This window comes from Dyella sp. (assembly GCF_035277725.1).
Taxonomy (GTDB): Bacteria; Pseudomonadota; Gammaproteobacteria; order Xanthomonadales; family Rhodanobacteraceae; genus Dyella_B.
The window spans coordinates 1-6156 of the sequence record NZ_DATEJY010000252.1 but is presented as its reverse complement, the minus strand read 5'-3'; the positions used below and the strand labels follow the sequence as shown (position 1 = coordinate 6156).

Below are 6156 nucleotides of genomic sequence, written 5' to 3'. Positions count from 1 at the left end.
GGCTGGCCGCGACGCTCCTGGAACGCATGGCTGCAGAACCGAAGCATGCTGAAAAACAGCCGGTCGAATCATCTGAACATGGAGCCTGCCGCGGCACAGCAGTTGATGATCGCGTATCTCTATCCGCGACCGGTGATCCTGGTTTCAGTACAGACGCCCACTCATCGAAACATTTTCCCCATGGACTTGATTGGCGCGCTTGAGCGGAGTGGGCTTTTTTCGCTCGCGTTACGCAGCACCAACGTATCGCAGCCGGTGATGCGTGATGTGCGCCGAGTCGCCCTGTCCACCATCCCCGCCACCATGAAGGCAACGGTGTACCAATTGGCGCAACACCATAAAACGCCACTACAGGATTGGAGTGAGCTTGCGTTTCCGGTACGTCCATCGCGGGAATTTGCCATTCCGGTCGTTGCGCAGGCACCGCGTGTTCGCGAGCTGACCATCGTGCATAGCCAGGAGGTCGGTATACACACGTTTTTCCTCGGACGCGTCAGCTCGGATGAAAGCCTGGCGAGCGTCGACCAACTGCATCACACGGCAGGTTTTCATCAAGCTTATCGCCGCAAACGGCATATGCCATTCGCTGACGTCTAGCTGACATACCGTCCATGTAGGCTGGGATGAAATCCCAGCAGCCTTATAGCTTGTTGTGCTGGGATTGCATCCCAGCCTACGGGTGTGCGAGGGCGGCCGAAGCCGCCCTTCCTCATCTTACGTAGTAATGCCGCCGTGCACCGTCGAAGTTGCCCGAGTGCATGCAACAGTTTTTGAAACAACCTCGCAGAGCCGCAGGGGCATGGATCGTTACGGCCGAGTTTTTCGAAACAACTCCTTGTTGCCGTGAACGACGCGATCGCCTTTCTTGACGCGCTGCTCGGAGGGATAGCCTTTGCGGCGTTTACTAGTGCGCTCGAAAGCTGAAACTGTTGGTTGACATGACACATCTCCTTTTTTGTGGTTTGCTGGGGTATCTCGGCCTGCCGTAGCGGTTTCTACTGAAGCTTCGGGACAAGCCACCCCAGGATGCCGGTCGCTTCTTTGTTTCTCAGGCTGCAATCGGCTCAGCGATTTTAACCTGGCCCTGCAAACCATGTCCCTATGATTCCACCCAATGCCACGCAGCATCCAACCAGCCATGCAAATTTTTCGGATGACACTTGCCGCCACTCGCGAATCGTATTGGCAAGCGCCGTGCCGCAGGCTATACCGAGCGCGGGCCACAATTTAAACGCATGTGGTTCAAACAGGCTGGCGATCAGCATGATGAAAAGAACACCTGCCAACGCGCCGACCAGTGCCGATACAAATGCCTTCAATATGCGCATGCTTCCCTCCCCAACTCCATGAAGTCCTGTTCCAGCGACTCGTCATTCCGGCGAAAGCCCACTGCTGTCCGGGGAAAAATCGTTCCATTCGCCGTAACGCTTGATGGATTGTCGTCCCGGCGAAAGCCGGGACCCAGCGATTTGCATTTCTCCCAAGACACTGGGCCCCGGCTTTCGCCGGGGCGACGATTTTTGGTGACGTTGAATTTACGAGAAGAATTTTCGCCGTCGGGCTACGTGTCCAGACCTAATCAATCAAAAAGATTTTTCCCCGGACAGCAGTGGGCGAAAGCCGGAATGACGCCAAGTAATCAATATTTTGCCGCGAATCTGCGGCCTCGGCGAGTTGACACTCGCCTTGAATCGTCAATTGTTACGAACCGCAGCCAGATTATCTTTTATCCAATCCGCCGCATCCTCGCCCACCTCCTTGGCGAGACGATTCATGATGCCGCAGGTACTTTTAAACGGACCCCATACGCCGCCGTTCGACGTACGCTGCGACGTGGTGGTTTGCAGTACCTTGCCGTCCTTGATCAGATCCAGCGTGACGGAAAGATGCCTGGGACCGGTCCATCCGCCGCCCACCGAAGCACCCCACACCGAGGTAATGGTGGCCTTCAACAGCAATCCGTCAGCCAGGTTTGCACTACCGTCCACCTGCCTGGTTCGGTCATAGACTTTACTGACCGATTCAAACACCTGATCCCCGACCATTTGCGGCACTTTGCATTGCGCCTTGATGCCGCCGGTTATCGACGTACTCTCCGGCAAAACAGCTGGCGTCTGGACATTCAACACGTTTGCGGCCAGGCAGCTCGTCGAAAAAGCTGCAAAGGCGAACGCAGATACGATCCTCTTCATGATTACCCCCTGCTCCCATTATTCCCTTGGGTAAAAGCTTACCTGGAATCGTAATAAGCGACGCAAGCGCCCGGTGAGAAGATGGATGGCCCGCGTGCATGGCCATCACGCCGATGCAAGAGCGTTTACGACCTTATCGAGATCAGCCTCGGTTACCGGGTTGTACACGATCATGGTCAGGTCCGGGCGCCCGTCCACCGCAAACGCCGAGTGCTCGAAACTGAAAGGCCCCAACACTGGATGATGGATGTGCTTGACCCGTTCTTGCGATGCGTGGACATGCGTATCGCGCCACATACGCGCGAAGTCCGCGCTGCGGCGGCACAGTTCATCGACCAGATCGCCAACCGCCGATGTTGCGCCGGCGCGTACCACGTCGGCGCGGAATGAACCGACGACATAGCGCGCCACACTTTCCCAATCGCGTTGCGATGCGCGCACGCGTGGATTGAGAAAAATATGCTTCAACACATTGCGATTTTCCGGTGCAAGCGAACCATAGTCGGCCATGAGCGCCGTAGCCGCCTGGTTCCACGCCACCACATCCCATATCGCCGTGCGGATCAGCGCCGGGCTCGGGTTGAGCCGATCGAGCACGCGCTGCAGCCGTGGCGTAATCGCATCGCGCTGTTCGTAACGCACTTCGGGCGGGCGGCCCAGGCCGAGCATAAACACGTGTTCGCGCTCGACCTGCGTCAACATCAATGCTTCCGCAATGCGCTCCAGCACTTCCGCCGAAGGCGCGCCGCCGCGGCCTTGTTCCAGCCACGTGTACCAGGCCGTGCTGATGTTGGCGCGTTGCGCGACTTCTTCCCTTCGCAGACCCGGTGTGCGGCGACGCTTCGATGTAAAGCCGAGTGCCACCGGATCCAATTTGCTGCGGCGGTCTTTCAAGTAAATCCCTAGCGAGTTGGGGCGTATTTCTTCGCTCATCCTGGTAGTCACTATCACACGATAAGGTCACTACTTTTCCACGATAGGTGCGGGCGCCATGTTAGCGCCACTTCCTACTGGAGATCATGTTCATGCGCGTATTCGTTACTGGCGCAAGCGGCTGGGTCGGTTCGGCCGTGGTCAAGGAGTTGCTGGCATCGGGGCACGATGTATTAGGGCTGGTGCGATCGGAAGCCGGCGCCAGGAAGGTCGCCGCCCTTGGTGCCGAGGTGTTGCATGGCACACTCGATGACCTGGCGATCTTGCAGCAAGCCGCCGCGCAAGCCGACGGCGTCATCCATACCGCGTTCCATCACGATTTCAGCAAGATCGTCGCCAGCTCCGAACAGGAGCGACGTGCGATCGAGGCGATCGGCAGCGCGCTGGAAGGTTCGCATCGTCCGTTCGTGGTGACATCCGGCGTTGCCCTGCTCGCACCGGGCCGCGTGTCGACTGAAGACGATGCATCACCTCCCCCGCTCGATTCGTTCCCACGCGCCCCGGAAACCACCGCCTTCGCCTTTGCAACGCGTGGCGTGCGCGTGGCTGCGGTACGCCTTGCACCGACCGTGCATGGCATCGGCGACAACGGCTTCGTGCCACGGCTGGTGCAGTTTGCGCGTCAAACCGGCATCTCGGCCTATGTGGAGGAAGGCCGCAATCGCTGGCCCACCGTGCATCGGCTTGATGCGGCACACTTGTATCGCCTGGCCTTGGAAAACGACACCGCACAAGGACCGTTCCACGCCATTGCCGAAGAAGGCGTGACGCTCAAGCAGATTGCCGAAGCCATTGGCCGTGGCTTGAACGTGCCGGTGGTTTCGCTATCCGGCGAAAAGGCGGCCGAACACTTCACGTGGTTCACGCGTTTCGCGGGCATCGACTGCCCAAGCTCCAGCCCGCGCTCGCGCAGCGTGCTGGGTTGGAAACCGGTGCAGCCGACGTTGCTGGAAGATATGGCGAATGCGGCGTATTTCGAGGCGCACAAATAGCCTAAGGCGGAAATGCGCGCGCCTGCGCCTATCTGAAGAATCGCCCATACCCGATGATGGCGGCGTAGCTAACCATGAAAGTGCATGCCCCTCTATGATCCGTCACCCCGGCGAACGCCGGGGCCCAGCGACTTTTTCGGTACCTCAAAAGCAAAGACACTAGGCCCCGGCGTTCGCCGGGGTGACGGTGCTTGAGGTCACTTTCATCATGGCGGGTGCTCAGGCGCTGCATGATTGTTCGGGTGATTGGAAAGCGAACCCCAATATTCCGGAGGCGCGTAGACCTGCACGCATGCACCACGTTGACGCCGGCCCGTGCATCGCGCACGCCCAACGGATAGGTATGTCTACTGCCACACAGGACGGTTCGAGCCGATGCCGTTTTCTTCGGCAAGGCGATTGAGCACGTCGTCGATGCGGCTGTTGATCGCTTCGAACACGAAGCTGAGTTCGGCGCGGCCAAGGATCAAGGTGGTGCCGCCATCGTCGCTGCCGGCGCTGTAGGCAATCTGCGCCATCAAGGTCAACATGGCTTGCAGGTCTTTGAGGCTTTCGTAGCCGGCTTCGGACAATAGATAAAGTTGCGGCCCGCAGTGGCCGCCCTGCATGTCATCCATAGCATTCTCCATACGCTTAGGTCACGCCGCGTATTGCGCGCGGCGTGAAGGGCTCTCAGGAAACAATCCTGCTCGCTGTGTCGGAATCAGCTGCTTCCGGTTCGGCGAGTGTCCACTTGGGCTCGACATCGCGCGTCTTGCGCGGCGGTGAAGTAGGGGAAAAGCACCATGGCGGGGGCACGTGGGTGTGCGGGTGCCGTATGATTCGATCTAACCATCATTGACTCCGAGTAAGTTGGTGGTGGCCAGCGGATCGTTTGGGTTGCCGCCCAGGCGATCCGCGCTACTTCACATCATGTCGGGCGTGTCGCGGTCATCACACGGATGGGCACGCCCGACTGCCGCACCTTCGCATATATGCAGGCTTGGCGTCTGTCAGAAGCCAGTGATGGATGGCCTGGGGAAAACCTACAGCATGAGGTTGGCCGCAGCACCATGGCATGGTGGGTGGCGTATGGGCATTTCCATAAATCAACGTAGCCATGTCTAGTGCGCTGAAGTGGCAATGCTCGCGTAGGCTGGATGAAATCCCAGCATGATTGGCATGGCGATGCTGGGATTTCATCCCAGCCTACGGCTGCACTTGGATCAGCGTTGCATGGCTTCTGTTTGGCGAGCCGATGTCACCGATTGCAAAACCTGCAGATATTTCGGTCGCGCCAATAAGTAGCTGTCATCGTGATGGCCGCCCGGCACCGGGTGGAACGTAACGTTCGCATGCCCTTGCACAACCGCCTGGGCTTCGGAAAAGGGCGTGACATCATCAGCGGTTCCCTGGAACACAGCGATGGGAATAGCAGCTAAGTGCGCAAGCATGGGAGCCACCGGATAGAGGTGTCCACCCAAAAGCCGCTGGATAGGTAGCAACTGCCATCCACGTAGCAACGCATGGCGATCGATCCATGCACGAATAACCACCGCGAGATTGGCGCCCAGGCCATCCACCACCACGCCAGCGGGGCGGATGCGCTCCGCCTCCAGCAACGCGACGGTTGCGCCCAGCGATCGGCCAATGAAGATGCTTTGGTTGAGATTGCAGTTTGCGGCAAGGGCGCTAGTCCGTACTGCGCTTTCGACCTGGTCAAAGAGCAATGCGAGGCGTGCTTGACCGCCAGAACCGTCCTGGCCTGGATAGGAAACGGAGAAAACCGTCGCCCCATTCGCGCGCAGAGATGGAAAGAGCGTGCGCTCGTAGGTGCCGATACCACCATGCTGGCCGGGGAAGAAGAAAACGCACGTGCTGCCGTTTCCGTCGTACCTGCGAACGATGATGCTGGTGTTGTTGCCTACGGCGATGTCGTAGTGCTGCGATTCGTGTGTGGTGTCGTGTGACTGCGAGGAAAAGATCAGGCTGTCGAGGCGCCAATGGATAAGTGCCATGGGGACGGCAAAGTAGAAGGCGGTGGCGAGGATCGCGGCTCC

At 58.8% G+C, this 6156-nt stretch carries 8 protein-coding genes; 2 read left to right on the top strand and 6 right to left on the bottom strand.

Features of this window, described 5'->3' with window-relative positions; translation table 11 throughout:
* A partial coding sequence (locus tag VJR68_RS20560; RefSeq protein ID WP_324150658.1) for a flavin reductase occupies positions 1 to 597 on the top strand: 597 nt, incomplete at its 5' end.
* Here VJR68_RS20560 and VJR68_RS22105 read toward each other — a convergent pair.
* From VJR68_RS22105 to VJR68_RS20545, 4 genes are all read right to left on the bottom strand, one after another.
* Positions 594 to 947: an SEC-C metal-binding domain-containing protein gene (locus tag VJR68_RS22105; protein ID WP_414647827.1), complete on the bottom strand. Its 354-nt coding sequence runs from the start codon at positions 945 to 947 to the stop codon at positions 594 to 596. The genes VJR68_RS20560 and VJR68_RS22105 overlap by 4 nt on opposite strands.
* Positions 948 to 1073: 126 nt before the next feature.
* Positions 1074 to 1328, bottom strand: coding sequence for a hypothetical protein (locus tag VJR68_RS20555; RefSeq protein WP_324150657.1), 255 nt, complete (start codon positions 1326 to 1328; stop codon positions 1074 to 1076).
* 366 nt (positions 1329 to 1694) lie between these two features.
* Positions 1695 to 2192 carry a hypothetical protein gene (locus VJR68_RS20550; RefSeq protein WP_324150656.1) on the bottom strand — a complete coding sequence of 166 codons (498 nt, stop codon included), beginning with the start codon at positions 2190 to 2192 and terminating at the stop codon, positions 1695 to 1697.
* Between the two features lie 105 nt (positions 2193 to 2297).
* Positions 2298 to 3086: a helix-turn-helix transcriptional regulator gene (locus VJR68_RS20545; protein ID WP_324150654.1), complete on the bottom strand. Its 789-nt coding sequence runs from the start codon at positions 3084 to 3086 to the stop codon at positions 2298 to 2300.
* A 131-nt stretch (positions 3087 to 3217) separates the two neighbouring features.
* On the opposite strand from VJR68_RS20545, the gene VJR68_RS20540 reads away from it, so the two are divergent.
* Complete coding sequence (locus VJR68_RS20540; protein ID WP_324150652.1) at positions 3218 to 4117, top strand: SDR family oxidoreductase; 900 nt, start codon at positions 3218 to 3220, stop codon at positions 4115 to 4117.
* 347 nt (positions 4118 to 4464) lie between these two features.
* Here VJR68_RS20540 and VJR68_RS20535 read toward each other — a convergent pair whose 3' ends face one another.
* Both VJR68_RS20535 and VJR68_RS20530 read right to left on the bottom strand, forming a co-directional pair.
* Positions 4465 to 4734: an XAC0095 family protein gene (locus VJR68_RS20535; RefSeq protein ID WP_324150650.1), complete on the bottom strand. Its 270-nt coding sequence runs from the start codon at positions 4732 to 4734 to the stop codon at positions 4465 to 4467.
* Positions 4735 to 5322: 588 nt separating this feature from the next.
* On the bottom strand, positions 5323 to 6156 hold an 834-nt coding region (locus tag VJR68_RS20530; protein ID WP_324150649.1), incomplete at its 5' end, for a hypothetical protein.